Annotated in this window: 29 protein-coding genes; all 29 read right to left on the bottom strand. The window is 38.2% G+C overall.

Translation table 11 applies throughout. The features are described 5' to 3' along the window. The 29 genes from spoIIIAE to sigK all read right to left on the bottom strand — a co-directional run bounded on the left by spoIIIAE (position 1) and on the right by sigK (position 21,612). Positions 1-1,155 carry a stage III sporulation protein AE gene (spoIIIAE, locus tag TTE_RS06130; protein ID WP_011025601.1) on the bottom strand — a complete coding sequence of 385 codons (1,155 nt, stop codon included), beginning with the start codon at positions 1,153-1,155 and terminating at the stop codon, positions 1-3. Between the two features lie 10 nt (positions 1,156-1,165). After that, a complete protein-coding gene (spoIIIAD, locus tag TTE_RS06125; protein ID WP_011025600.1) occupies positions 1,166-1,552 on the bottom strand; it encodes a stage III sporulation protein AD in 387 nt (128 codons plus the stop codon). Positions 1,553-1,560: 8 nt separating this feature from the next. After that, positions 1,561-1,758: a stage III sporulation protein AC gene (gene spoIIIAC / locus TTE_RS06120; protein WP_011025599.1), complete on the bottom strand. Its 198-nt coding sequence runs from the start codon at positions 1,756-1,758 to the stop codon at positions 1,561-1,563. A gap of 12 nt (positions 1,759-1,770) precedes the next feature. Next, positions 1,771-2,283: a stage III sporulation protein SpoIIIAB gene (gene spoIIIAB / locus TTE_RS06115; protein WP_011025598.1), complete on the bottom strand. Its 513-nt coding sequence runs from the start codon at positions 2,281-2,283 to the stop codon at positions 1,771-1,773. After that, the gene (gene spoIIIAA / locus TTE_RS06110; RefSeq protein ID WP_009611275.1) at positions 2,280-3,272 is read right to left on the bottom strand and encodes a stage III sporulation protein AA; all 993 of its coding nucleotides are present in this window, start codon (positions 3,270-3,272) and stop codon (positions 2,280-2,282) included. Before spoIIIAA ends, spoIIIAB begins: the two co-directional genes overlap by 4 nt. A 92-nt stretch (positions 3,273-3,364) precedes the next feature. Then, entirely contained in the window at positions 3,365-3,841 is a 477-nt protein-coding gene (locus tag TTE_RS06105) for a CD1247 N-terminal domain-containing protein (RefSeq protein ID WP_011025597.1), read from the bottom strand. Positions 3,842-3,888: 47 nt separating this feature from the next. After that, positions 3,889-4,446 carry an elongation factor P gene (gene efp / locus TTE_RS06100; protein WP_011025596.1) on the bottom strand — a complete coding sequence of 186 codons (558 nt, stop codon included), beginning with the start codon at positions 4,444-4,446 and terminating at the stop codon, positions 3,889-3,891. A gap of 18 nt (positions 4,447-4,464) precedes the next feature. Next, positions 4,465-5,532, bottom strand: a complete 1,068-nt coding sequence (locus TTE_RS06095) for a M24 family metallopeptidase (protein ID WP_011025595.1) — start codon at positions 5,530-5,532, stop codon at positions 4,465-4,467. A gap of 4 nt (positions 5,533-5,536) precedes the next feature. After that, positions 5,537-5,983 carry a type II 3-dehydroquinate dehydratase gene (gene aroQ, locus TTE_RS06090; protein WP_011025594.1) on the bottom strand — a complete coding sequence of 149 codons (447 nt, stop codon included), beginning with the start codon at positions 5,981-5,983 and terminating at the stop codon, positions 5,537-5,539. Between the two features lie 29 nt (positions 5,984-6,012). Beyond that, positions 6,013-7,257 carry a glutamate-5-semialdehyde dehydrogenase gene (locus TTE_RS06085; protein ID WP_011025593.1) on the bottom strand — a complete coding sequence of 415 codons (1,245 nt, stop codon included), beginning with the start codon at positions 7,255-7,257 and terminating at the stop codon, positions 6,013-6,015. Beyond that, entirely contained in the window at positions 7,247-8,365 is a 1,119-nt protein-coding gene (gene proB / locus TTE_RS06080; protein ID WP_009610697.1) for a glutamate 5-kinase, read from the bottom strand. The genes TTE_RS06085 and proB overlap by 11 nt, the downstream gene beginning before the upstream one ends. Then, positions 8,362-9,228: a TIM barrel protein gene (locus TTE_RS06075; protein WP_011025592.1), complete on the bottom strand. Its 867-nt coding sequence runs from the start codon at positions 9,226-9,228 to the stop codon at positions 8,362-8,364. Before TTE_RS06075 ends, proB begins: the two co-directional genes overlap by 4 nt. Positions 9,229-9,234: 6 nt before the next feature. Next, entirely contained in the window at positions 9,235-9,750 is a 516-nt protein-coding gene (locus TTE_RS06070; protein WP_011025591.1) for a shikimate kinase, read from the bottom strand. 14 nt (positions 9,751-9,764) lie between these two features. Continuing rightward, a complete protein-coding gene (locus TTE_RS06065; RefSeq protein ID WP_009610694.1) occupies positions 9,765-10,490 on the bottom strand; it encodes a type 4a pilus biogenesis protein PilO in 726 nt (241 codons plus the stop codon). Further along, positions 10,491-11,024 carry a PilN domain-containing protein gene (locus TTE_RS06060; protein ID WP_011025590.1) on the bottom strand — a complete coding sequence of 178 codons (534 nt, stop codon included), beginning with the start codon at positions 11,022-11,024 and terminating at the stop codon, positions 10,491-10,493. Between the two features lies 1 nt (position 11,025). Next, positions 11,026-11,967: a type IV pilus assembly protein PilM gene (gene pilM, locus TTE_RS06055; RefSeq protein WP_009610695.1), complete on the bottom strand. Its 942-nt coding sequence runs from the start codon at positions 11,965-11,967 to the stop codon at positions 11,026-11,028. Between the two features lie 10 nt (positions 11,968-11,977). Further along, positions 11,978-12,238 (bottom strand): late competence development ComFB family protein, encoded by a 261-nt coding sequence (locus TTE_RS06050; protein WP_011025589.1) that lies wholly within the window; start codon positions 12,236-12,238, stop codon positions 11,978-11,980. A gap of 15 nt (positions 12,239-12,253) precedes the next feature. Next, positions 12,254-12,784, bottom strand: a complete 531-nt coding sequence (locus tag TTE_RS06045) for a PilX N-terminal domain-containing pilus assembly protein (protein ID WP_011025588.1) — start codon at positions 12,782-12,784, stop codon at positions 12,254-12,256. After that, the gene (locus TTE_RS06040; protein ID WP_011025587.1) at positions 12,774-13,268 is read right to left on the bottom strand and encodes a PilW family protein; all 495 of its coding nucleotides are present in this window, start codon (positions 13,266-13,268) and stop codon (positions 12,774-12,776) included. The genes TTE_RS06045 and TTE_RS06040 overlap by 11 nt, the downstream gene beginning before the upstream one ends. Further along, positions 13,259-13,924, bottom strand: coding sequence for a type IV pilus modification PilV family protein (locus tag TTE_RS06035; protein WP_041587318.1), 666 nt, complete (start codon positions 13,922-13,924; stop codon positions 13,259-13,261). The genes TTE_RS06040 and TTE_RS06035 overlap by 10 nt, the downstream gene beginning before the upstream one ends. A gap of 11 nt (positions 13,925-13,935) precedes the next feature. Next, positions 13,936-14,385, bottom strand: a complete 450-nt coding sequence (locus TTE_RS06030; RefSeq protein ID WP_011025585.1) for a hypothetical protein — start codon at positions 14,383-14,385, stop codon at positions 13,936-13,938. A gap of 4 nt (positions 14,386-14,389) precedes the next feature. Beyond that, positions 14,390-15,148 carry a prepilin peptidase gene (locus TTE_RS06025; RefSeq protein WP_011025584.1) on the bottom strand — a complete coding sequence of 253 codons (759 nt, stop codon included), beginning with the start codon at positions 15,146-15,148 and terminating at the stop codon, positions 14,390-14,392. Between the two features lie 55 nt (positions 15,149-15,203). Beyond that, on the bottom strand, positions 15,204-15,530 hold the full coding sequence (locus TTE_RS06020) for a competence type IV pilus major pilin ComGC (protein ID WP_011025583.1): 327 nt from the start codon (positions 15,528-15,530) through the stop codon (positions 15,204-15,206). Between the two features lie 27 nt (positions 15,531-15,557). Further along, the gene (locus tag TTE_RS06015; RefSeq protein WP_009610693.1) at positions 15,558-16,769 is read right to left on the bottom strand and encodes a type II secretion system F family protein; all 1,212 of its coding nucleotides are present in this window, start codon (positions 16,767-16,769) and stop codon (positions 15,558-15,560) included. 10 nt (positions 16,770-16,779) lie between these two features. After that, positions 16,780-17,829, bottom strand: a complete 1,050-nt coding sequence (locus TTE_RS06010; protein ID WP_011025582.1) for a type IV pilus twitching motility protein PilT — start codon at positions 17,827-17,829, stop codon at positions 16,780-16,782. 5 nt (positions 17,830-17,834) lie between these two features. Then, positions 17,835-19,505, bottom strand: a complete 1,671-nt coding sequence (gene gspE, locus TTE_RS06005; protein ID WP_011025581.1) for a type II secretion system ATPase GspE — start codon at positions 19,503-19,505, stop codon at positions 17,835-17,837. 17 nt (positions 19,506-19,522) lie between these two features. After that, on the bottom strand, positions 19,523-20,365 hold the full coding sequence (gene aroE / locus TTE_RS06000; protein ID WP_009610692.1) for a shikimate dehydrogenase: 843 nt from the start codon (positions 20,363-20,365) through the stop codon (positions 19,523-19,525). Beyond that, on the bottom strand, positions 20,355-20,855 hold the full coding sequence (locus TTE_RS05995; RefSeq protein WP_011025580.1) for a YqeG family HAD IIIA-type phosphatase: 501 nt from the start codon (positions 20,853-20,855) through the stop codon (positions 20,355-20,357). The genes aroE and TTE_RS05995 overlap by 11 nt, the downstream gene beginning before the upstream one ends. Before the next feature lie 61 nt (positions 20,856-20,916). Next, complete coding sequence (gene sigK, locus TTE_RS05990) at positions 20,917-21,612, bottom strand: RNA polymerase sporulation sigma factor SigK (RefSeq protein WP_011025579.1); 696 nt, start codon at positions 21,610-21,612, stop codon at positions 20,917-20,919. Positions 21,613-21,681 lie beyond the last annotated feature (69 nt).

Genomic DNA, 21,681 nt, shown 5'->3' with positions numbered 1-21,681 from the left:
CTACCTCAGCATGGTAGTTATGTTAGCAGTCCCTATTATCGCAGTTATTGTAAAAAACATCATAACAGTGACAGATGCCAAAGCCGCCAATATGTAAGTCAAGGAATTTGCCACCTCAGATAAAGAACTCACTATTCTCTTGTCAGAAATTGGCTCAATTAGTGCAGCAACAAACCTATATATCAACGCAAGTGAAAAAATCTTTATCAAAGGAAAAGCAGCAATCGCAATGATTATCATTAGCCCGTACGTTCCTATAGCTCCTTTTATTAAAAGAGAAGCTCCTATCACCGCATCTACGCTGTCTGCCAAAAGTCCTCCGACAACTGGCAGAAAAGCTCCCACAGTATACTTAGCAGTTCTAGATATAACTCCATCTGCTATAGACGAAGACAAACCCTGTATAGTTATAACTCCCAAGAATATGCTGAGCAAAACAGAAATAGAAGCAGTAGACAATGTCTTCAAAAAGTCTCCCATTTTGTTTAAGCTAAACTTATCGGAAATGTTTCCTACTATTTTCACAGCAGTCATAAAGAGAATTATTGGAATGACAAAGTCCCTCATCACATGGGCTGTGAACTGCACTGTAACTATCACAAGGGGCTCTAAAAATGCAGCAGAAGTAAATGACCCAACAGATACCAGCAATGTTATCAAAAGAGGCAAGATAGACTGCATAAAGTCTACCATGCTGTCAATCGCCTGCTTCCCTATGCTCATGGCCTCGCTAAAGCTTTTGACAGCAATGATTATAAAAACTATGTAAATAGCTAAAAAGGCAATCTCTGATACGCTTTCACTCTCAAAAGAACTGTGCAAATTCATCAATATGCTTCCTATAACGCCTAAGACAAGAAGCTGTATCAACAGATTAAAAGAAGAGTAAAGCTCTTTAAAAAATACCCTTAAAATTCCCTCAAAGATTTTCTTGACCTCAAAAGGCTGTTTGCCTTCTAAAACCTCCAACAAATACGTTTTTACATCGATAAGAGGAAATTCGTTCCCAGTCTTCTGGTTAAGCTCTTTCACAAAGCGGTCAATCTGGTACGTATCCTCTTTACCCAGCTCCTCTATTCCCTCTTTTATCACATCAGCCCTTGCACAGCCAAATAAAGTTATGACTAACGCTAGAACAAAAACTAGCTTTTTCAATTTTTACACCTCACGGCATTATAGAAAGTATGGCCTCTACAAGCCCTATTATTATGGGAATGGACAAAAAGATTATCATTACTTTTCCCGCAATTTCAATCTTTGAAGCCAGATTTTTTTCATTAGCATCCTGACAGAGCTGTGAGCCAAATTCAGTTATATAAGCAATTCCTATAATTTTTAAAGTTGTAACGAAATATATCGTATCAAGGCCACTCTTTCTCGCAAGACTATTTAAAACCTCTACTACACTGCTCAACTTTGGTAAAATTGATACAAAAATTATAATACCTGTTACAAGGCTTAAAATTACAGCAATTTCAGGATTTGTCTCTCTGAGCACTGTCAATATGATGAGAACCACAATTCCCAAGACTACAATCTGAAATATCTCCATTCTATCACCTAATACAGATGAAATATGGTCTTTACAGTGTTAAAAAGATTGTTTATAAGGTGGATTACCATCATGAGGACTACTACTATTCCTGCTAGAGTCACCATCATAGCCTGTTCTTCTCTCCCGGATCGTATGAGAATTTGATTTAAAACAGTCACTAAAATTCCTATTGCCGCAATCTTAAAGATTATGTCTATGTTCATTGTAATCCTCCTCTATAAAAACAATATGACTATTGCAAGCCCCAAGAGAAACCCTAGGTTCTGGTACAATTTTTCGTTCTTTTTACCTTCTTCTTCGGCCAGATTAAGCTGCCTTTTTAAAAGGTCCATTGTGAGATTAAAATTCTTTTCCTGATTTCCTGCATCGGAAATTCCCAGAATAGTCCCAAACGCCCTTAAAATCTCTTTTTCCTCTTTTGAAAGATATCCTCTTTCCCATTCATTTAAAGCTTTTTCCCATGCCTCTCCTGCAGTCAATCCGCTCTGTTCCCCTAGATGCAAAGAAGCCCTTTGAAACAGTTCCCCTACTGTCTTGTCTGAAGACAAAGCTACCTTCTTTAAGGCTCTCTCAAGGGGCGTTCTTGAGTAAGTTATTTCCAATTTCAGAAGATTCAAGGCACTTATTAGGCTCTTGAGAATCCACCTTCTTGCTTTAAATTTCATAGCCATCAAATATCCTATAGAAGTTGTAGAAAAAATAGTCAAAATGACCCCTATCAGCTTCAACTTTTCTTCAGCCCCTTCTTATAAGGACCTTTAAACACCATTTTCAAATTTTCATCCAGTATCTCTTCTAAAGTGCCTGCCCCAAATCGGTTGCTCAAAATTATGTACCTTTCAAAATACTTCCCCTCTACTAAATCTTTTAAAAGCGGCCTTTTTTTAAGGTCTTCAATATCTTTAGCGTGAACGGTAGTGATTATTTTGACTCCTGCATTTAACACATGCCTTAAAGCTTCTATGTCCTCCTTTTTTCCTATCTCATCTGTCACCACAACCTGTGGCGACATAGACCTTATGGCCATTATCATACCTTCAGCCTTAGGACACCTGTCTAAGACATCAGTCCTAATGCCCACATTAAGTTGCGGTACCCCATTATAACAACCAGCAATTTCAGACCTTTCATCTATTATGCACACTTTCTTTCCACCAAATCCCATAAAACCATCGCTTAAAGCTCTAGCTATGTCTCGCAATAAAGTGGTCTTGCCACATTGGGGTGGAGAAATTATCAAGAGATTGTAAACACTGCCTTGTCTATCTATCAAATATTCCATTATTTCGTCTGCTGCTCCTAATACCTCTTTTGAAATGCGGTAATTGTATCCTGACACATTTTTTATAATTTTTATGCTGCCATTTTCTAATACGCATTCTCCCGCAAGCCCTACTCTGTACCCTCCTTTTAAGGTTATATATCCACTTTTTATCTCGTCCTCAAAGGCATATAGAGAGGACTGGGACACCAATTGAAACGCTTTTTCACAGTCATCAACAGTGACTATGTAGGAAGACGAAGAAGAGTTTGAAAGTTCCCCTGATGTAGAGACAAATTTTTCGCTTCCCTCTAAGTAAACTGCAAGGGGTCTGTTTGCTCTCAGTCTAACTTCTTCTATTTTCTGAAGTACATCCTGTGAAAGACTAGATAATATTTTCCGCACAGAAGGCGGAAAGGCGTAAAGCATGCCTTCGATGCCTTTTCTTCCGTTCATACCTGTCCCTCCTCTTGTAACAATTATATTTCTTCGGTTTTTTATTTATGAATAAAAAATCCCCACTGACTTTTTTGTCAGTGGGGATTTTCTCAGTCTTCGTCGTCATCATCTACAATTTTTAAATCTTTTACTTTTATAGTAGCATTGCAGTGAGGACAAACTAGTTCTGCATCTTCATCTTCCAAAAGCTCTTCTTCTACGCTCATCAACATATGGCAATTAGGGCACTCCACTTCCACGTATTCTTCGTAATCCTCATCTTCGTCCTCTTCCTCGTCTTCGTCATAATCGTATTCGTAATCCTCGTCCTCTTCATCCTCGTAGTCGTAGTCTTCATCCTCATCTCCGTAGAGGCGGTCTTCAATTTCTGAAAGGTCCTCATCCAGCTCTCCGACGTAGTCATTGAGTTCGGATTGAGAAGCTTCTAGCTCCTCTATAGCGTCTGCAAAATCCTCAAGGGCATCAAGAATTGCTAGAATCAATTTGCCTTCTTTAGTGCTGTCATCTATACCTAAGCCGTCTGCTAGCCCTCTCAAGTAAGACACTCTTTCGTTTAAGTACTCCATTTTAAACTACCCTCCTTCACAAAATAGTATTTGAAAATTTGCTCCGTTTATACTCTTTCTATGTATTCTCCAGTGCGCGTATCGATTTTTATTTTGTCGCCTACATTTATGAAAAGTGGTACCTGGATGACAGCACCAGTTTCTACAGTTGCCGGCTTCGAACCGCCTGTCACAGTATCGCCTCTGACGCCCGGCTCTGTATCTATGACTTCTAACTCCACAAATGTCGGAGGCTCTACTGAAAAAGCTTCACCTTTATAAAATTTTACAGTAACTATCATATTTTCTTTTATGTACTTCATAGCTTCTTCCACTTTGTCATAGCTTAAAGGAATTTGCTCGTAAGTCTCTGTGTCCATAAAATAATAAAATTCTCCGTCGTTATAAAGGTATTGCATTTCTCTTCTCTCGATCTGAGCCTCTTCGAACTTTTCAGTAGGGCTGAAAGTCCTTTCTATGACAGCACCAGTCATTATGTTTTTGAGCTTTGTCCTCACAAATGCTGCGCCTTTCCCGGGCTTTACGTGCATGAAGTCCACAACTGTAAAAATCTGGCCGTCAACCTCAATAGTTACTCCTTTTCTGAAATCCCCTGCTGCTATCAAAAAAATCCCTCCATCACTTTAGTTTATTTCAATCAAATGTTTAGGTGAATTGGTTAAATTTATAACACCATCTTCTTTTAATAATACCATATCTTCGATTCTTACGCCACCGAAATCAGGTATGTATATTCCCGGTTCTACTGTGACAATCGAGCCCTCTTTTAAAATTTCTTCTTTTCTGAAAGTCAGGCTCGGTCCTTCATGTACCTCAAGCCCCACTCCATGCCCCAAGGAATGGCTAAAATACGGCCCATAGCCTTTTTCTTCTATCACAGACCTCGCTAAATAATCGGCTTCCTTAGAAGTAATTCCTGCCTTTAAATTTTTAAGGGCATTTTGCTGTGCTTCTAACACCACATTGTATATCTCTTTCTGCTTTTCACTGGCTTTCCCAACTACTATAGTCCTTGTCATGTCAGAGCAGTAGCCTGAGACTTTGCATCCAAAGTCGATCGTGACAAAGTCCTCTTTTTCAATCACCTTATCTGAAGCTTTTCCATGGGGGAGAGAAGACCTTTTACCGGAAGCCACGATAGTATCAAAGGCTAGGTCCTCTGCTCCATTCTTTTTCATGAAATATTCAAGCTCCAGTGCTACTTCCTTTTCTGTCATGCCAGGTTTTATAAAATTCAAAATGTGCTCAAAAGCTCTATCAGTTATGCTCTGCGCCTTTTTTATGAGATTTATCTCTTCTTCATCTTTTACCATCCTTAAACTCTCAACTAAACCTGCCTGAGGTATAAGCTCTACCCTTTCTAAAGCTTCTTTTAATTCTCTGTACTGCCCGTATGTCACATTTTCTTCAAAAGCCAATCTTTTTATTCCCAATTTCTTAATGTATTCTTTCAAGACATCCTTTATTCCCGTTTTGTGTTCCACAATCTCAAAATCTTTGACTTCCTTTTGTGCCTGCTCCGTATACCTCCCATCAGTGATAAAAATAGCGGCATCATCAGTTATCAGCGCTACGCTGTCATCCCCAGTAAAACCTGTTATGTAGGTAACATTTACAAATTTGTAAATTACAAAAGCTTCTATATCTTTTTCTCTCATTAACTTCCGCAAATTGCTAAGCCTAGTCTTCACTATTCTACCCCCCAATTGAATCCTCTAAAAATTTCACAGCGTAAAGAGCCAGTATGTAGCTATACGGTCCAAAGCCCGTAATCACTCCCTTGCAGCGAGAAGCAGTGACAGATACCTTTCTGAATTCCTCCCTTCCAAAAATATTGGATATGTGCACTTCAATCACAGGCACAGAAACAGAGGCAATTGCATCCATTATAGCCAAGCTGTAATGGGTATAAGCTGCCGGATTTATTATTATGGCATCGAAATTATTTTCGGCAGAGTGAATGAGGTTTATTATCTCTCCTTCACTGTTGGACTGCTGAATTTTTACTGCAATGTCGAGTTTCGCAGCTTCTCTTTTTATCATGTTGTTTATCTCTTCAAAAGTGATTTCTCCATAGACTTCTTTTTCCCTCTTTCCAGTAAGATTCACATTGGGGCCGTGAATTACAAGCACCCTTTTCATAATATCACCTCACGTTACTATAATACACCTTACTTCCTTATTTGTCCACTGCCCAAAATCACATATTTGTAGGTCGTAAGCTCTTTAAGCCCCATAGGCCCTCTTGCGTGCATTTTTTGAGTGCTTATGCCTATTTCCGCCCCAAATCCAAATTCTCCTCCATCAGTGAATCTAGTAGAAGCGTTCACATATACTGCAGCAGAATCTACAGATTTTAAAAATCTCATGGCATTAGTGTAATTTTCAGTTACAATGCTCTCAGAGTGACCTGTAGAATACTTAGAAATGTGCTCTAATGCCTCATCTATATTCTCTACAACTTTTACCGCTAATATGAGGTCAAGGTACTCTGTCGCCCAGTCCTCTTCTGTGGCTTCTTTTACATCAGGGCATATCCTTTTTGTAAGCTCACAGCCTCTTATTTCTACCCCATGAGATGACAGTTCTTTTACCATAACAGGCAGGAATCTTTCTGCTATACCCTTATGCACCAAAACAGTCTCTACTGCATTGCACACCCCAGGCCTTTGAACCTTCGCATTTACAATTATGTCCTTTGCCATTTCAAAATTTGCACTCTCATCCACAAAAATGTGGCAATTCCCGACTCCCGTCTCTATAACAGGTACAGTAGAATTTTCAATGACGTTTTTGATAAGGCTTGTCCCACCTCTTGGGATGATAAGGTCAATCAAGCCGTTTAACTTCATCATCCTATTTACTTCTTCCCTGTCAGTGTTTTCAATAAGCTGTATCGCTCCTTCCGGAATACCACTTTTGTAAGCAGCTTCTGCCAGAATAGAAGCAATAGCGATGTTAGAATTTATAGCATCACTTCCTCCTCTTAAAATCACGGCATTTCCTGCTTTAAGGCAAAGGCCTGCAGCATCAGCAGTGACATTGGGGCGGGATTCGTATATCATGCCTATGACGCCTATGGGGACGCGCATCTTTCCTATTTGAAGTCCATTGGGCCTTATCCACATCTCCTCTATATCTCCGACAGGGTCTTTCAAAGAAGCCACTTCTTTTAAGCCTTCTGCCATAGCTTTTATCCTTTTTTCATCCAATTTTAGCCTGTCCACAAGAGAGGCTTTTAAATTTCTCCTTTCTGCCTCTAAAACGTCTTTTTCATTGGCCTTTAAGATTTTATCTGCATTTTCCAAAAGAGCTTCTGCCATATTTATAAGAGCTCTATTTTTAGTTTCTGTGTCAAGTACAGCCATTTTTCTTGACGCTTCTTTCGCCTTTTTAGCCTTTACTTCAACCTCCATACTTCTCACCTCTCTCAAGAACTACGAGATTGTCCCTGTGAATAACCTCGTCGTAGTACTTATACCCCAATATTGACTCTATGTCATGGGTCTTACAGCCTTTTATTTTTTCGACTTCCTCAGAAGAATAGTTGACAAGCCCTCTAGCTATTTCCCTGCCCTGGTGGTCCACCACTGCCACGCAGTCCCCAACGTCATACTGGCCTTCTGTCTTTACAATACCGCTTGGCAGTAAGCTTTTTCCATGCTTTACTAAAGCCTTTGCTGCCCCTTCATCTACAAACAAAAAACCATTCACCTTTGCATTGAAAGCAATCCAGATTTTTCTGCTGCTTATAGGATTTTTCATGGGAAGAAAAGTAGTCCCAATTTTTTCTCCTGCTGCAATTCTATTTAATACATTGTCAATTTTGCCATTTGCAATCACCATTTTAACTCCCGAATTGTAGCATATCTTGGCTGCCTGAATCTTTGTGTACATTCCTCCTGTTCCTCTTTTTGTACCTGCCCCGCCAGCTATTTTAAAAAGGTCATCAGAAAACTCCTCAACCACTTCTATAACCTTAGCATCCTTATAAATTCTCGGGTCCTTGTCAAAAAGGCCATCGATATCAGTCAAAATAATCAAAAGGTCTGCTTCAACAAGGCTTGCCACAAGGGCTGCCAGGGTATCATTATCCCCAATCTTTATCTCCTCTACTGCCACAGTGTCATTTTCATTTATCACAGGTATGACTCCCCACTTGAGAAGGTTAGAGAGGGTGTAGCTCATATTTAAATACCTTTTTCTGTCACTAAAGTCCTCCCTCGTCAAAAGAAGCTGGGCAGTTATTTTCCCGTATTCGTTGAAAAATTTCTCGTAAATCTCTATAAGGAGACCTTGACCAATGGCTGCTAGGGCCTGCTTTTGCGGAAGGTTTTTGGGCTTTTCTGTCAAGTTTAATTTTCCCATTCCAGCTCCAATCGCCCCAGACGTCACAAGTATAACTTCTTCTCCTTTATTTGACAAATTTGCGATTTGTCTTACTAGTTTTTCCATTATTTCTAAATTCAATTTCCCATTTTCATGAGTCAAAGTACTAGTCCCAACCTTAACTACAATCCTCATGTTTTTGACACCCTTTTTGCCACCTCTTGGTATATTCTCTTAAGTTCTAATGCGTCTTCTGCCATCCTCTCACGAGATTCACAAATAACTATGGGCTCCATATTTCTTTCATAAAAAAGCTGAGCCAGCGGCTCAAATTCAGGCCCGTATTCTTTATCAAGCAATGTCCAGTGCTTCTTTTCCCCCTGCTCTGTAAATTCAATTCTGCTGAAGTGGACGTGTATAACTTTTGCCCTATCTTTTCCTAGATATTTTTCTATCGTGTTTAAAACTTCTTCATAATCTTCTATAGATTTAAACCTTCCATTGTCTCGAGCATGCAAATGGGCAAAATCCACGGTAGGAAGAAGTCTCTCATCTAGCTGACAGAGTTCCAAGACTTCCTCCAAAGTGCCCAGCTGATTTTTCTTGCCCATCGTCTCGGGACACAAGGTTATATGACCCAGTCCCAAGTCATCAGCTTCTTTTATAACCTCCTTCAAAACTCTTTTTGCCCTATCAAGTGCTTCTCTTCTGTCCAAAGAAGCAGAACCAGGGTGAAACGTAACTCTTTTTGCTCCCATCAAATTCCCTGCGGTCAAACTTTCAATTATGTACCTTTTAGAATTTTTTATCTTTTCCTCTTCTGCCGCCGCAAGATTTATGTAATAAGGAGCGTGGATTGTAATTGTAATATTAAATTTTTCTGCATTCTCTTTAAGCTGCAAAGCTAATTTTTCGCTTATTCTCACTCCTCTAGAAAAAGAGTATTCGTAAGCCTCAAGTCCCATTTTATGAAGCCATTCTGGCATCTCAGCAGAAGACTTATGTCCCTCGTCGTAAAAGCTCTGCGAGATTCCAGAAGGCCCAAACTTAATCCCCAAAATTCATCATCTCCCCTTAAGCTTTATATACGCTCTTATGACTTCTTCAGCGACTTCCTCTATTGTCTTGTCAGAGACGTCTATAGTGTAATCTGCAAATCTGTAAAAAGGCTCTCTTTCCTCTAAAAGCTCTCTTATCCTCTTTTCAGGGTCTTCCACCGCAAGAAGAGGCCTATCTTTTGTTTTGGATATATTCCTCAAAATTACTTCCGGCCTTGCTTTTAAGAGGATTATTACTCCGTTTTTTCTTAATTGTACAATATTTGAAGGGTTTAATACAACCCCGCCTCCTGTAGCTATTACGTGATTTTTTAGGCGAGAGGCTTTTATGACAGCCGCTTTTTCCAACTTTCTAAAATATTCTTCCCCGTGCTTTTCAAATATTTCCGCCACACTCATGCCTGCCATTTTCTCAACCAGCTTGTCAGTGTCAATAAAATTAAAATGAAGAGTAGTTGCCACTTTTTTCCCTACAGTAGTTTTTCCTGTCCCCATGAATCCTGTCAAAACTATGTTTTTCATTCACCATCCCCCTTTTATGGTTTGGAAGGTATAGCCTCTTTCAAGATTTTTTCTAAAGTATCAGATATTACTTTGTTCACATCTACTGGAGGGGGACTTTCAGTAATACTTTCCCTACTAGCTTTTCCCTCCAATGGTTGAAAAGGATTGGCTTTCCCTTTTGGCGCATTTATCTCCGCCTTTTTTGCTCCGCTGTCTTTCATAGAATAGGCAAAAAGCAATACATTTAAAAACAAATTTTCAGAATTCTGGTCTTTCTGCATTTCAAAAGACTGAATAGTTAGAAGTCTCCTAGACTCCTGTAAAGATTTCATGAAGGAAATAAGCCCATCATAGCTTCCAAAAGCTGTAACTGATATGGGAGTCACTGCAAATTCTTCTTTCTGTTCTTTATTTTTTTCCTCTTGACTTGCATTTTCAAAATTAATACTTCTTATTTTTACGCCGGAATCACTTGCCATTCTTTGCAAATCAAGAATTGCAAATTCAGCGTCTTTTTCATCTGGAAGTATTGCGTTCAATTCTTCGACTTCTTTTTCCCACTTTGCCAGACTTTTTTGTAAATTTTCTCCTTTTAAAGAAGAGACCTGTGAAAGAATTTGCCTTTTAAGCTTTATCTCTTGTGATAAATTGTCTATCTCTGAAAGCTTTGGAATCAGATAAAATTGATAATAAATCGCAAAAAATGCAAAAACCAGAGCAAAATAGATTAAAAATTTTTCTCTTTTTGTAAGTTTCATCTATGATACCACCCTGACCTTTACTTGAATCACATATTTGTATACATTTTTTTCATTAAGCTCTATTAAAAGGGCTTTTACATCTTCGACATAATTTATGCTTCTCAAATTTAGCATAAAAACTGCAACATCGCCCTCATGAAGAGCTTCCCCTTCAATTTCAAGCACCTTGTTGTCATATTTCAAATGAGTTATCGAAACATCTTGAGGAAGGTTAGAAGCGACATCTTCAGAAAGCTTGGCTAAATCTATTTTTCCCTTATTCACCTTATCAATTATGCTTTTTTTCTTTTCTAAATATAAAGACATGTCCTTTATACTCTGCTGAAGCTCTGATACATTCCTGTATTTATTGAGCTCTTCGTTGACAATTTTAAGCTCACCATAAAGCTTGTTCATATAGGCCAAAGGCAAAGCTATTAAGAGGGATATAAAGCCTAAAAGAAAGGTGGCGAAAAAAAGTTTTAAAGCCACTTTTTTCTTCTTTTGTCTTTCTTCTTTTAATTCTGGCGGTATGAGGTTTATGTCCTTCAACTTATTCCCCCCTTAAAAGGCAGCCATAGGCAGGCAAGAAGTATAGATATTTTTCTTCCTCTGGAACGATAACTTCAACCTTAAAATAGTCCTTCACATACTCTTTTAAACCCTTCAATCTTGCATTTCCACCTATCAATAAAATCTTATCTACAGTTTTGTGGTATGTGGCATAGAAAAAGTCAAATATTCGGCTTACCATTTGAAACTCTTCGGAAAAATTTTCCCTAAGAATCTCCTCAATATTTTCAATTTCCCTTGTCTTTTTATACTCTTCCGCTGTATCAAACTCCAAATTAAAAGAACTTGCGATTGCTTGAGTCAATTTTTTGCCGCCAAATTCCAAAAGCTTATTGAGAACAAAATTTCCATGAGATACTAAAGTTACATTTGTGGTAGAAGAACCAAAATCTATTATTGCAACTGTGCCATCTTTTTCTCCGACTTTTTTAAAAGCCTTATATAAAGAATTTGCGTAAATATCAATAGCTTCCAAGTACAACTTCAAAGCTTCTGAAAGCTTTACATATTTTTCGACTATTTCTTTTGGGGAAGAAGCTACAAGTACTCTCAATTTTTCATCATTGCCTTCCAAAGGGGGTAAAAATTTAAAGTCAATTACATAATTGTATGTATCAGGAATATACTGCTCTACCTCATACTCTAGGGCTTTTTCAACTTCTTCTTCCTTCATTTTAGGCAGCGTAATTTCTCTTAAAATGTTCTGTGAACTTGAAATAGAAAAGCATACCCTTTTCTCTCTTATATTGTTTTCCCTTAAAACCTCTCTGATTGCCTCAGCAACTGTGTTTATGTCCATTATTTTGCCATCTGTTATAACATTAGAAGGAGTCTTCACAAGATATGTACTTCCTAAAAGTCTATTTTTCCTATCTTTTAAAACTATCTTTATATTAGCATTTCCTATCTCAATTCCCAGCATTTTTGCACCCCTAATGGCGAGGATTTTCTTTCACTTTCATAGCAGCCATAGTTATAGCCTTTATTATGTCCACTTCAAACTGCCTCACAAGTTCATTAGTCTTCACATAAAGCTCTCCTTCTTCTGTAACGACATACTTAGGAGGTAAATTATTTAAAGCTAAAGCTTTTATGTCCATCCTGCACCTTTCGCATTTACACACGTCAATGTCCTTCAAAACCCTGTCCATCATCTGTTCAACCGCATCTTCCATGTAATTTTTAAGTTGCATAAAACCCTCTCCTCATCATTTTATTTCCCATTCAGCTATTGTCAAGGGATTTGGCGACTCAAGGTTGATAATCAACCTAGCATATCCTTCTTTTTTAGTCTTCTTATACTCTCCCTGAGAGTAAATGTGAATGGTATACTGAAGCCCTTGATAATTGCTGTCCATGTGCATGTCCACAGTGTACTTCTGTCCTCCATCTCCCAGATACCCACTTTTCGGATACTTACTAAAAACAGCCTGATCAAGATAATTTTGCACAAAATAGTAAATGCTTTTATATAAAAAATCTCTAGGCACTTTCGGATTAGCATTATATATGATGTTCTGTGCTCTTTGAGCTAAATACAAAAGTAAAGTTTCATTAAATTCACTCTTTGCAATTTCCAAGCCTGCTTCAGCAGCATATGCGGCAGAAGATGAATCGGCATAAGCTTTAGAGAGTTTGTAGTTTGTCATTGTGACTTCCAAAACAGCAGTCGCCAACACAGTGAGTATCAAAATGACCATTAATGTAAAAATTAAAGCTGACCCTTTTTCATTTAGCACTTACATCACTCTTTCTTAAAAAGAAGTCATTAGAAAGTGAAAACTCATTTAATCCCCTATCATTCCTCTGCCCCTTTATGTACACGTTTATCATGTAAGGACCTTTTTGAGTAACCTTAAAGTCGTAAATTTTAGTAGCTAATTCATGGCCTTTGTTGTCATCAAGATACAAAGCATGTTTCTTCTCATCAAATTTGATAATAATAGATTTAACAACATTAGAATTGCTGTCTTTCCAGTTTATCTCTAATCCCCTTCCCCCATTTATAATCACCACTTCATCTGGACCTTTGTCTAACTGCGCTATTATATAATTCATGGCAAATCTCACATTTTGTTCTACATCTACACTGTTCTCAGTGCTCTGAAAAGACATGTAACCCGAGTAATAAAGAGAAGAATATATAGATAACACTACTCCCAATATAGCAAGAGTGACTATAAGCTCTATTAAAGTAAAGCCTTCTTCTTTTCTTACCACCATCTTAACCACCATGGAATACCAAGTCCTATTTTACCCGCAGCAGTTATAGCTATATCTTTTAATGTCCTGTAACCGGAGTTTATAGCATCTACAACAGATAAAACAAATTGAGGAACTTTTATAACAGATTCCCATCCAAAAGCAGGTATAATGACAAACAAGATAAAGAGTGCACTCCAAATAGCCACAATTATAATCGTTATAAGACTCAAAACGTAATTGAGTACTTTATCGAATATACTTCCTCCACTGCCAGGAGTAGAAGGTACAACCACAGGAGTGTAATTGGTGATGCCTGTCTGGGGTCCTACAACATAAAGAGTGTAATAGGAGTTAGAACCTATTTTCCCAATACTTATTTTGTATTGAGTGACTCCATCTTTTTGTATCTTTTCCACAAAGGGCAAAAAGCCCTCCTTTTCATACTTTTCCAGTATTTTTTTTAGGTCAGAATCACTTTTTACATTTCCCGCTTTTATATTTTCAGCCACTGTGCGGGCAATCGCCACTTGCTTTGTCTTAACTCTTGAATCTGCAGCCGTTACAGCTGATTGACTAAAAATCCCCAAAATAGGCACTGCCACTATTGCAAATATCGCAATAGAAACCAGGACTTCTATTAAAGTCATCCCCTTTTCATCTTTTAAAAACCCCATTGTCATCACCCTCAGTAATCCCCTTTTATCATGATTCGCCCTGTAGCAGGAAGAATAGTTATTTCTATCTTCTGCTTTTCATTTTTTAAAGTTACAGTACACCCTCCATTAGAAGGAACTCCCACCTCATTAAACCGTATTTCTTTCCTTATATTTTTCTCTATGGTCACACCCTGTGGAAATTTTTTCTCTTTAATAATTTTGTCGTCATTATAAGAACTTATATAATATCCCTTCTTGTCCTCCATAATTTCAAAGTATAGTATCTCTTTCTCAAAAATGCTCTTCTGCTGTATATATCTTAAGTCTTTTACCACTTCTTCTGCTAAAATTTTAAGCCTTAAATTGGATTTAGAGGCGTCAAAAAAACTGGTAGAAGGGATAACTAGTAGAAAAATTAAAGACAAAATAGCTAAAGTTGATATGAGCTCTATTAAAGTTAGCCCCTCTTCCCCCTTCATAAGCTTAGCCCCTTATGAGTTTTAAATAGTAATTTAAAATCTCATATCCGTATAAGATTGAAATAAGCCATCCTAAAGATAGATAAGGTGCAAAAGGTATGTAGTCCTTTCTGCTCTTTATCTTAAAAAGTACAAGTAAAACACCTGCCAAAGCTCCCAACACAACACCCAGCAACAAATTTAAAAGCACAAGCTTCCATCCTATAAAAAAGCCTATAAGAGCCATCAATTTTACATCTCCTCCCCCCATTTCCCCTCCTGAGAGAAGAGAGATGAGAAGGAGTATTCCCCCACCCAATAAAAATCCCAGAATGTAGTCTAAAAAGCCATAACTATACATGAGTAGTCTAAAAATTAAAGCACCTATAAATCCAGCTATTATTATGCTATTGGGTATAATTTTGTGTTCCAAATCTATAAAACTTGCTGAAATCAGCACAGAAGAAAGAAACATGTAAGAAAAAGCCTTCACGTCCAACCCAAATTTAGAGTAAATTATTACAAATACAATTCCTGTAAGCAGCTCCACAACAGGGTATCTTATTGAAATTTTTTCTCCACAGTACCTGCATCTTCCTTTAAGTAAAATATAACTCAATATTGGTATTAAATCAATACCATTTAATTCATGACCACATCTGGGACAATGGGAGGAAGGGTATATTATGGATTCTTTTCTGGGAACTCTGTATATGACTACATTTAAAAAACTTCCTATAATTGTGCCGAATAGAAATATGAGTATGTAAATTAGCATTTTCATGATTAAAATTGCCTCCTAAAAAATAGTAAGGAGGGCACAAAAACGTGCCCTGAAGTTATGGTAAAGTAACTTTGCCAGTAGAAGGATCGTACTTAAAATCTTTTCCATCCTGAGTTTTTGGTACTTTGTCAATATAGTTAGGAGCAAGCTCATCTAATGACTGTGGATATTTTCCTTCATGTTCAACATAATATCTCTCTATAGCATTTTGCAATATCTTTAAATTTGCCATATCAGCATTTTCTTTTGCTGTTTTTAATGACGTTGTCACTCTCGGCACAGCAATTGCTGCAAGTATTCCTAAAATTGCAATTACAACAATCAACTCAATTAGTGTAAAACCTCTTTCATCTTTGTTTAATGCTTTTACAAACCATTCCATCCTTTTTCACCCCCTTTCCCCTTGAATTTACCTTCCAATGAAATTGTATAGTTCAAACAGTGGCATTATTATTGAGACGACTATGAAGCCTACCACTGTTGCAAGCATTAGGATTATAATCGGCTCTAACAAAGTTGTCATCTGGGATACTGCTGTGTCAACTTCTCTGTCAAAGAAATTTGCCGTCTTCTCAAGTATTGTATCCAGAGCGCCAGAGCTTTCTCCAACACTTATCATTTGAATCACCATGGGAGGGAAAATTCCAATTCTCCTCAACGGTTCAGATAAAGGTAGTCCCTTTTTCACATCTTCCTCTGCCCTTCTTATGCCCTCTGCAACTACTGTGTTGCCCACTACCTTCTCTACTACCTCCAGTGCCCTGACAAGGGGTATACCTGCTCCAACCAAAGTCCCTAAAGTCCTTGCAAACCTGGAAGTTATAATTTTCTTATTCAGCGGTCCAAAAATAGGCATATTCAAAAGCATTCTGTCAAAAATTCGCCTTCCCTGAGAAGTCTTCACAAAATTATATATACCATAAACCATAAGGAAAATAAATCCTATGTAAAAATACCAATAGTTAGATATTGAGCTAGCAATTAAGAGCAAAATTCTCGTAGGAAGAGGTAGGGTTACTCCTGCATTCTCAAACATCGCCACGAATATTGGAAGCACATTTGTTAATAAAAACACTACAACAAAAACTGCCACAATGCTCACAATTGCGGGATATGTCAGTGCCGATTTTACTTTCTGATTGAGGTCATTTTCCTTTTCATAGTGGTCCGCCATCTCATTCATTATCCTGTCAAGAGTACCGCTGACCTCCCCTGCTTCTACCATGTTATACAAAAGCATTGGAAAGACGTCTTCTCTCTTTCTCATAGCATCAGAAAGGGTACGTCCTTTTTGCACTTCTTCGTACACTTCTGATAAAGCCATTTTGAGTTTTTTATTACTAACCTGTTCTTTCACTGTCGCAAGAGAAGTCAGAATAGGAATTCCTGCATTTATCAAAGTAGCAAACTGGCGGCAAAAAACTGCAATGTCTTTGACTTTTACCCTTTTAAAAGAGCTAAAATCTAGAATGTCTTTTTTGACTACTTCCTCTTTTATGTCAATTATGTAATAATTTCTCCCCTTCAATATGTCTATGCACTGGGACTTTGAATCTACCTCCAAAGTCCCTGTAATTAAGTTTCCCCCCATGTCCCTTGCTTTGTAAAAGTACAAAGGCATAAAATCACCCCTATATCATGCGTGAAAAGCTCTCCTGGTCAACGCAGTAAGTTAAAGCATCTTCCAAAGAGATAACCCCTGATTTTAAAAGGTGCAAAATAGACATGTCCATAGTAATCATTCCAAATTTACCACCTGTTTGAACTGCCGACTGTATTTGGTAAGTCTTCCCTTCCCTTATGAGATTCCTTATAGCAGGGGTTGCAATCATCACTTCTGTGGCAACAACTCTTCCGCTTCCGTCTTTTTTAGGAATAAGCTGCTGAGATATGATTCCTTCTAATACGTTGGAAAGCTGTATCCTTATTTGCTGTTGCTGATGAGGCGGAAAAACATCAATAATCCTATCAATCGTTTTTACAGCTCCTATTGTGTGAAGAGTGGAAAGAACAAGATGGCCTGTCTCGGCAGCAGTTATTGCAATCTGTATTGTCTCCAAATCCCTCATCTCACCGACAAGTATCACATCCGGGTCTTCTCTTAATGCAGCTCTTAAAGCCGATGCAAAGGATGTAGCATCGTGCCCAATTTCTCTTTGATTTACTATGCTTTTATTGTGCTTGTGCAAATACTCTATAGGGTCCTCCAATGTAAGAATGTGACAAGTCCTTTTAGAATTTATCCAGTCCACCATAGCCGCCAGTGTGGTGGACTTCCCACTTCCCGTAGGTCCTGTAACAAGTATCAATCCCCTCGTTTTCAAAGCCAAATCTTTAAGTATGAGTGGAAGTCCCAGCTCTTCTATAGTAGGTATTCTCAAGGCAACAGACCTTATGGCAAGGCTGTAACTTCCTCTTTGCTTGTACACATTTATTCTAAACCTTCCCAAACCTGTCACAGAATAGGAAAGGTCAATATCCCCATTTTCCTCCAGCTTTTTTAGCTGCTCGCTCGTAAGTAGGTCTTTGACTATCTCCTCTGTATCTTTAGGTGTAAAAGGCTCTCCTTCTAATTTTTGAAGATAGCCGTTAATTCTTACAACAGGTGGAACTCCTACTGTTATGTGTAAATCTGAAGCTTTTTTCTCCACAACCAATTTCAAAAGTTCAATGGTCTCCATCCTCATCATTCCTCATAAGTTAGTCTCACCATCTCTTCGACAGTAGTTTTGCCCTGTAAAATGAGCTTTCTTGCGCTTTCTCTCAAAGTCTTCATGCCATTTTTTATAGCTTTTTCTTCAATCACATCTGAGGAAACCTTTGCATTTATGAGTTCTCTTATGTCAGAAGTCACAGTCATTATCTCGTATATAGGGATACGCCCTCTGTAGCCTGTCCTGTTGCAGACAGGACAGCCTTTGCCTTTATAAAGAGTGACCTCTTCATCTTCCGGAATCCCCAAAATCTCTTTTTCTTCCTTTGAAGCCTTATAGGGAACTTTGCAATTGTCGCACACCTTTCTAGCAAGCCTTTGAGCTATCACTCCCACTACAGAAGAAGCCACCAAATAAGGCTCAATCCCCATATCTATCAGTCTCGTTATCGCACCTGCAGCGTTGTTGGTGTGCAGCGTCGAAAGCACTAAATGACCTGTTATCGCCGCTCTTATGGCGATCTCAGCTGTCTCTGTATCTCTTATCTCCCCAATCATTATTATATCAGGGTCCTGCCTTAAGATGGACCTTAGTGCAGTAGCAAATGTAAGCCCTGCTTTTTCATTTACCTGCACTTGATTTATGCCTTCCAGCGAATACTCAACAGGGTCTTCTACTGTTATTATGTTCACATTGGGCTTATTGAGCTCTCTTAGCATTGCATAAAGAGTAGTAGTTTTACCACTTCCCGTAGGACCTGTTAAAAGCACAATTCCATTGGGTCTTTTTATCAGTTTATCAAAAAGAGGCAAATCCTCCTCATCAAATCCAAGTTGTTCTTTTGTCATCACAAAGTTTTCCTTGTCAAGAAGCCTTAAAACTATCTTTTCGCCAAACACAGTAGGAAGGGAGGAAACCCTTACATCTACGGTTCTGCCTGACACCGTGAAATCAAATCTCCCGTCTTGTGGAAGCCTTCTTTCGGCGATATTCATATTGGCCATTATCTTTATTCTAGTCACAACAGGAGCATGCGTGCTTTTTATAGTCCTCATTGCTTCTGTCAACTGCCCATCTATTCTGAAGCGAATTCTCAAATCCTTTTCTGTCGGCTCAATGTGTATATCTGAGGCTCTGCTTTTCACAGCCTGCTCAATTATAGAATTGACAAATCTTACAGCAGGAGCATTTTGGATTTCTTCCAGCACTTCTTGAGGTAGGCTTTCCTCTTCTTTAAACTCCTTTTTAAATTCCTGAGCCGCTTTTTCTGCCTGTTCTTTGCCATAGATTCTATCTATAGCTTTTAGAATGCTGCTCTCCGATGCAATCAAAGGTTTCACATTTTGTTTAGTTATAATTCTCACATCATCCAAGGCAAAAATATTGAGGGGGTCTGCCATTGCTACATAAAGGCCGTCTTCACTTTTTTTAACAGGGATGAGGAGATGCCTCTTGGCTACAGATTCAGGAACAAGCTTTGCAACCTCAGGGTCAATGTAGTATTTCTGAAGGTCCACATGGGGTATTCCCAGCTGAAATTCAAGGGCTTCTAATATCTGATTTTCTGTCACATACCCGAGCTTTGTAAGGACTTTCCCCAATTTTTCCCCTGTTTTGCTCTGCACTTCCATGGCATGTTTCAGTTGTTCTTCCGTGATAAGTCCCACTTCCACAAGAAGTTCTCCAAGTTTTTTCTTAGCCATAAAAATACCTCTTCCCTCTACATTTCTCCCCTTATTTTCTCATACACAAAGTCTTTGTCAAAAAACTCTCCTGTCCAGAGGTAAAAAGCATAGCTAGCCTGATTCACAAGCATTGAGAGGCCATTTGCGCTTTTTACACCGTTTTTTCTTGCGTACTTTAAAAAAAGCGTCTCAGAAGGATTGTATATTAAATCATACACAAAATTTGCCTTTGCCACTACCTCCTCAGAAACTGGAGAGTTCCCCACTTCAGGATGCATCCCCACAGAAGTTGTGTTTATGAGAATATCAATTTCATTAAATTTTTCCACTTCTTCTATACTGCAGTAATCGCATTTCATCTTAAATTCTTCCCTTATGTATTCTGCCAGCGCTTTCGCTTTATTTAAAGTCCTATTGGCTATTACAATTGATTCTACTCCTTCCCTTGCAAGGGCAAAACATATAGCTTTTGATGCTCCTCCTGCCCCCAGTACAAAGGCTTTTCTTCCTCTTACATCCTCTTTCAACTCTTTTAAGGAATCTATGAATCCCTGTACGTCTGTATTGTAGCCTTTTAAAATCCCATTTTCATTGACAACTGTATTCACAGCTCCAATTTTTTCTGCCTCTTCCGTGACAAAATCCAAATAATTCATTACGCTCTCTTTATGAGGGACAGTCACATTAAATCCCTTTATACCTAAAGCTTTTAGTCCTTTTACAGCATTTTCTAATAACTCAGGGGCTACATCAAAGACCACGTACACTCCATTGAAATTGAGCTTTTCAAAAGAAGAGTTATGTATCAAAGGTGAAAGACTGTGTTTGACTGGATGCCCAATAAGTCCAAAGACCTTTGTGGTGCTGTCAATTTTCATATCCTTCAATCCTCTTTAAAATGATTTTCTCAGCTCTTCTCATAATCTTAGTCCAGGCAAGCTCTTCATCAGACAAAGGTTTTACCAAGATAGTATAAAGTCCGACCCTTTTTCCTCCTAAAATGTCAGTAAATATTTGATCTCCAATTAAGGCTGTCTCATGAGGTTTTGCTCCTAAAAGTTTTAGGGCCTTTTTAAAAGCACCCTTTCTCGGTTTAATTGCCCAGGCAATACCTGGAATTCCAGTTTTTTCTTTGAGCTCATTTACTCTTTTCTTCGTATTATTTGAAACTAAGCAAATTTTAAACCCTTCGTTTTTTGCTCTTTCCAACCATTCAACAGTGTCCTCATCAAGAAATTTTGCTTTTTTTGGCAAAAGAGTGTTATCTATGTCCAGCACAAGGCTAGTAATACCTTTCTTTTTTAGCAAATTCAAGTCGATTTTATGTACACTTTCCACAATCATGTCAGGAATTAGTTTTTCATACATAAGCCCACCTCATTTAGTTAAAATTATATACTACAAAAAAATAGACTGTCAATAAGACAGTTCACATTGAAAGCTCTTTATAAAGCTTATTCAAGGCTTTCTTCTCAATTCTCGATACGTAAGAACGAGAAATTCCAAGCATTTTCGCAATTTCCCTCTGAGTCCTCACTCTTCCATTGTAAAGCCCATATCTCATTTCTATTATCATGCGCTCCCTGTTTTTTAAGACGCTGTTTAACTTACTGTAAAGCTTTTTAATCTGTATCTTCTTTTCCACCTGCTCAGATACCTCATCCTCATCTGTCCCAAGTACATCCATTAGTGAGATTTCATTTCCTTCCTTATCTACCCCTATTGGGTCTTGAAGAAAAACTTCTCCTTTCATCTTTTTCTCTGCCCTTATGGACATGAGGATTTCATTTTCTATGCACTTTGCAGCATATGTGGCAAGATGTGTGCCTTTTTCAAAGTCATAAGTATCTATGGCTTTAATAAGTCCAATTGTCCCTATAGAAATAAGGTCATCTAAATCTCTTCCTGTCCCGCTATACTTTTTTACCACATGAGCGACCAGTCTTAAATTTCTCTCAATCAATATATTCCTTGCCTCTTCGTCTCCTCTTCTGTACGCTTCCAAGTACTTTCTCTCTTCTTCAGGGGATAAAGGGCTTGGAAAAGAATTGGTGTTAGTAAGGTAACCTAAATTCAGTATCTCCTTTACTATGGTTCCTACAAGTGCAGCAATAACTTCCCACACGGCCGCCACCTCTTCTTTTTTAATAAATTACACATTTATTATATGGTTTTATCTGAAAAAGGTGCCTGT

It is taken from the genome of Caldanaerobacter subterraneus subsp. tengcongensis MB4 (assembly GCF_000007085.1).
Classification (GTDB): Bacteria; Bacillota; Thermoanaerobacteria; order Thermoanaerobacterales; family Thermoanaerobacteraceae; genus Thermoanaerobacter; species Thermoanaerobacter subterraneus.
The sequence above is the reverse complement of the archived record's forward strand: the minus strand, read 5'-3'. Positions and strand labels throughout refer to the sequence as shown.

Coding starts and splice junctions, on each gene's coding strand:
- spoIIIAD (WP_011025600.1), bottom strand. CDS start 1,552: ATGGAGATATTTCAGATTGTAGTCTTGGGAATTGTGGTTCTCATCATA.
- spoIIIAC (WP_011025599.1), bottom strand. CDS start 1,758: ATGAACATAGACATAATCTTTAAGATTGCGGCAATAGGAATTTTAGTG.
- spoIIIAA (WP_009611275.1), bottom strand. CDS start 3,272: ATGAACGGAAGAAAAGGCATCGAAGGCATGCTTTACGCCTTTCCGCCT.
- TTE_RS06105 (WP_011025597.1), bottom strand. CDS start 3,841: ATGGAGTACTTAAACGAAAGAGTGTCTTACTTGAGAGGGCTAGCAGAC.
- aroQ (WP_011025594.1), bottom strand. CDS start 5,983: ATGAAAAGGGTGCTTGTAATTCACGGCCCCAATGTGAATCTTACTGGA.
- TTE_RS06085 (WP_011025593.1), bottom strand. CDS start 7,257: ATGGAGGTTGAAGTAAAGGCTAAAAAGGCGAAAGAAGCGTCAAGAAAA.
- proB (WP_009610697.1), bottom strand. CDS start 8,365: ATGAGGATTGTAGTTAAGGTTGGGACTAGTACTTTGACTCATGAAAAT.
- TTE_RS06070 (WP_011025591.1), bottom strand. CDS start 9,750: ATGAAAAACATAGTTTTGACAGGATTCATGGGGACAGGAAAAACTACT.
- TTE_RS06065 (WP_009610694.1), bottom strand. CDS start 10,490: ATGAAACTTACAAAAAGAGAAAAATTTTTAATCTATTTTGCTCTGGTT.
- pilM (WP_009610695.1), bottom strand. CDS start 11,967: ATGCTGGGAATTGAGATAGGAAATGCTAATATAAAGATAGTTTTAAAA.
- TTE_RS06050 (WP_011025589.1), bottom strand. CDS start 12,238: ATGCAACTTAAAAATTACATGGAAGATGCGGTTGAACAGATGATGGAC.
- TTE_RS06040 (WP_011025587.1), bottom strand. CDS start 13,268: ATGGTGGTAAGAAAAGAAGAAGGCTTTACTTTAATAGAGCTTATAGTC.
- TTE_RS06035 (WP_041587318.1), bottom strand. CDS start 13,924: ATGGGGTTTTTAAAAGATGAAAAGGGGATGACTTTAATAGAAGTCCTG.
- TTE_RS06030 (WP_011025585.1), bottom strand. CDS start 14,385: ATGAAGGGGGAAGAGGGGCTAACTTTAATAGAGCTCATATCAACTTTA.
- TTE_RS06025 (WP_011025584.1), bottom strand. CDS start 15,148: ATGAAAATGCTAATTTACATACTCATATTTCTATTCGGCACAATTATA.
- TTE_RS06020 (WP_011025583.1), bottom strand. CDS start 15,530: ATGGAATGGTTTGTAAAAGCATTAAACAAAGATGAAAGAGGTTTTACA.
- TTE_RS06015 (WP_009610693.1), bottom strand. CDS start 16,769: ATGCCTTTGTACTTTTACAAAGCAAGGGACATGGGGGGAAACTTAATT.
- TTE_RS06010 (WP_011025582.1), bottom strand. CDS start 17,829: ATGGAGACCATTGAACTTTTGAAATTGGTTGTGGAGAAAAAAGCTTCA.
- gspE (WP_011025581.1), bottom strand. CDS start 19,505: ATGGCTAAGAAAAAACTTGGAGAACTTCTTGTGGAAGTGGGACTTATC.
- aroE (WP_009610692.1), bottom strand. CDS start 20,365: ATGAAAATTGACAGCACCACAAAGGTCTTTGGACTTATTGGGCATCCA.
- TTE_RS05995 (WP_011025580.1), bottom strand. CDS start 20,855: ATGTATGAAAAACTAATTCCTGACATGATTGTGGAAAGTGTACATAAA.